Origin of the sequence: Streptomyces sp. 150FB (assembly GCF_000818195.1) — a bacterium.
GTDB lineage: Bacteria > Actinomycetota > Actinomycetes > Streptomycetales > Streptomycetaceae > Streptomyces.
The window spans coordinates 1,409,953-1,412,976 of the sequence record NZ_JTHL01000001.1 but is presented as its reverse complement, the minus strand read 5'-3'; the positions used below and the strand labels follow the sequence as shown (position 1 = coordinate 1,412,976).

At 69.1% G+C, this 3,024-nt stretch carries 3 protein-coding genes; 1 reads left to right on the top strand and 2 read right to left on the bottom strand.

Features of this window, described 5'->3' with window-relative positions; translation table 11 throughout:
* Positions 1–133 precede the first annotated feature (133 nt).
* Both QR77_RS05660 and QR77_RS05655 read right to left on the bottom strand, forming a co-directional pair.
* Positions 134–715, bottom strand: coding sequence for a pyridoxamine 5'-phosphate oxidase family protein (locus QR77_RS05660; protein ID WP_040020028.1), 582 nt, complete (start codon positions 713–715; stop codon positions 134–136).
* 27 nt (positions 716–742) lie between these two features.
* The gene (locus QR77_RS05655; protein ID WP_040020027.1) at positions 743–1,627 is read right to left on the bottom strand and encodes a LysR family transcriptional regulator; all 885 of its coding nucleotides are present in this window, start codon (positions 1,625–1,627) and stop codon (positions 743–745) included.
* Positions 1,628–1,697: 70 nt separating this feature from the next.
* On the opposite strand from QR77_RS05655, the gene QR77_RS05650 reads away from it, so the two are divergent.
* Complete coding sequence (locus tag QR77_RS05650; protein ID WP_040020026.1) at positions 1,698–2,018, top strand: hypothetical protein; 321 nt, start codon at positions 1,698–1,700, stop codon at positions 2,016–2,018.
* Positions 2,019–3,024 lie beyond the last annotated feature (1,006 nt).

Below are 3,024 nucleotides of genomic sequence, written 5' to 3'. Positions count from 1 at the left end.
GGCGGTGGGGCGGTGGGGGCTCGCCGGGGGACGCGGTTGTCCCGCCGGCGACGGCGAGCAGCGCGGACGCGAGGACAAGAGCGATACGCATGCCCAGGACCGTATGCCCGCGAGGCCGCCGGCGGCCCGTCGGTTACGCCGTACGAGCGGGTAGCGGCAGTGGCAGCGCGGGCAGCCCGTCCAGGCTTACGGCGACGTGGTCCTTCTTCTCGCAGTACGCGGCGAACTCCTCGTCCGACTTCCGGCCGAAGTGCTCCGCGTGCTGCGTGCGCTCCTCCCGGTAGTCCATGAAGGGGACGGCGAAGCCGCAGGCGTCGGCGATGCGCAGGGCGTCGATCACGATGATCGCGCGCGCGGAGGGCCCGTCCGCCTCTCCGAAGTGCGTGATGTACGTGGCCCAGCGCGGGTCGTCCCGGAAGATCGGCTCGCCCCTGCCGTGCACCCGCAGCACCTTCGGCGGCCCGGTGAACGCGCACCACATCAGGGTGATGCGGCCGTTCTCGCGCAGGTGCGCGATCGTCTCCGCACCACTGCCGCCGAAGTCGAGGTAGGCCAGGGTCAGTTCGTCGAGGACGACGAGCGTCCCCGCGCGGCCCTTGGGGGAGAGGTTGATATGGCCGTCGTCCGCCAGAGGTGCGGTGGCGGTGAAGAAGACGGGCTGCTCCTCGATGAAGGTGCGAATCCGGCCGTCCATCCGTTCGTATCGCTTTCCCATGCGAGGAATTATCCGCGCCGCTCCATTTCACACAACGGCTTTGGGACTGGCAGGTCCGATGGCTGTGGCGGTCGGTCCGGTCGCGGTGCTGAGCGCGGCGGCGACGAAGGAAGCGACCAGCGGCCGGCGGTCCTGCTCGTTCCAGGCGAGCACGAGGCGGCTGGGCGGCGCGTCGGTCACGGGTACGCAGATCAGGCCGGCCGGGACCGGTTCGACGAGGGAGCGGGGCAGCACCCCGATCATCCGGCTCACCGTGATCATGTGGAGCATCTGGACGACGTCGGCGACCTCGGGACCGGTGCCGTCGCCTCCGGGGATCCCTTTCCAGCGCGGCAGCGTCTCGCCCTCCAGATCGGACATCCGCACCGAAGCGTGCCCGGCGAGCCGATGCCCGGCCGGCATGACGACCACGCGGTCCTCGGCGTGCAGCGTCTCGTGGGCCAGGCCGTCGAGTGCGTCGAACGGCGCGTAGAGCAGGCCGATGTCGGCCCGGCCGTCGCGCAGGAAGTCGGCGCGGTCGGCGGGACCGCTGAACAGGATGTCCACCCGGCGGGCGTCGGGCTGGTGGGCGTACTCGGCCAGGATCCCGGACAACAGCCCGGCGTCACCGCCGGGCTTGAGTACGAGCCGCAGGTGGGCCTGGGCGTCGCCGGCGCGCCGGGCGCTCCGGACGGCGGCACTGACGGCGTTGAGCGCATGCCGCCCGTGTTCCTGCAACGCCTCCCCGGCGGGGGTGAGCTCGACGTGCCGACTGGAGCGGATGAACAGCGGGACACCGAGCCGAGCCTCGATACGCCGGATCGCCTTCGACAGCGCCGGCTGGGCGATCGAGAGCCGGACGGCGGCCCGGCCGAAGTGCAGCTCGTCGGCGACTGCGATGAAGTAGGTGAGCTCGCGGGTCTCCAGTTCCATGCCTCCAGGTTATCGCTGGATAGCGAACCGGTCTTGGACGCCGAGGGCGTATGGCCTCAAGAATTGCAGCATGATCAACCACACGATGATTGTTTCCTTCGACCAGTCCCCGCCGACCGCCGAGCTGGACCAATACCTCACAGGCATCGAACGGGTCATGCTTGACACCGGCTTCGTGGAGTCGGTCGTGACCCGGCACCACATCCCCATCCCGGGCGAGGAGGCCATTCCGGCACTGATCGCCACGGCGATCGTGCAGGTCGCCGTGGCCGACACCGAAGCCCTGGCAAAGGCGTTCACCGCGCCGGGCCTGCACGAGATCATCAACCACTGGCAGTCGCGGCACCCGTACAAGGTGGCCTGGGCGAACCACGAGCGACTGGCGGCCTGAGGGGTCGCTGGTGCTGGTGCTGGTGCTGGTGCTGGTGCTGGTGCTGGAGTTCGGGTGCGGGTTCGGGCGGGCGGTCGGGGTGGGCCGGGTCCGTGTTGGTGAGGGTCGGGCCGCCCCTTTCTCTTGATGTTCGCGGTTGCGGGGTGGGTGTCAAGGGCGCTCCTTCGTCGCGTCGGCTGCGCCGATTCCGCTGCGCTCCACCCTTGACACCCACCCCTCCACCGCAACCGCAACTTGAGGGGGCCGCCCCCAGGGGGGAGACTCCCCGGGGACGCCTGCTTGTTCTGCCGCTTTGCTCCCGTCTGCGACTTGCTTGCCCTGCGGGGCACGCACGAAGGGATCACTGCCCTATGCCACTCGGCCAAGCGGCGAACTCCCACCTGTGGTGGCGGGGAGGGTCGGTTGGGGAGACGTGGTGAGCGCCGATGGACGCCGGAGGGTGGGGGTCGCTGGCTGATCGGGCGAGGTGCACCCCGGAGCGTGCCTGTTTGCCCACTGATCCGCACGGTTGGGGCGGGTGTGACGGGGGTGAGGCATGTGGGTCTGTGAGAGGCCGTGGGTGGCTGGCTGATGCTTCTTCCGAGTCCTGGGACGCATAAGCGGCCTCTCTCCACCACAACCACCTCTAAAAATGGGGCATATCACCCATATGGGAGGTTGGTGGGGGTGGGATGGTCTCTGACAACCACTTCTGCGCCGCTCGACGCGGAAGACAGGCATGCCAGCCTCCGACTGCGCTTTCCCCACCCACATGCCTCACACCCAGTCACACCCGTCCCAGGCCATCACGTCAGGGACTCTCCGGGGTGCACCGCGTCCGATCGGCCGTCAGTCAAGAGCTCTCCTGCGTCCGTCGGCGCTCACCACACATCCCCAACCGACCCTCCCCGTCACCAAAGCCTGCTCGCAGACGCTTGGCCGAGTGGGATTTGGCAGTGATCCCTTCGTGCGTGCCCCGCAGGGCAAGCAAGTCGCAGACGGGAGCCGGAGCGGCAGAACAAGCGAG

What these genes read in the sequence shown, in the direction of transcription:
- QR77_RS05660 (WP_040020028.1), bottom strand. Translation starts at nt 715, where the DNA reads ATGGGAAAGCGATACGAACGGATGGACGGCCGGATTCGCACCTTCATC.
- QR77_RS05655 (WP_040020027.1), bottom strand. Translation starts at nt 1,627, where the DNA reads ATGGAACTGGAGACCCGCGAGCTCACCTACTTCATCGCAGTCGCCGAC.
- QR77_RS05650 (WP_040020026.1), top strand. Translation starts at nt 1,698, where the DNA reads ATGATCAACCACACGATGATTGTTTCCTTCGACCAGTCCCCGCCGACC.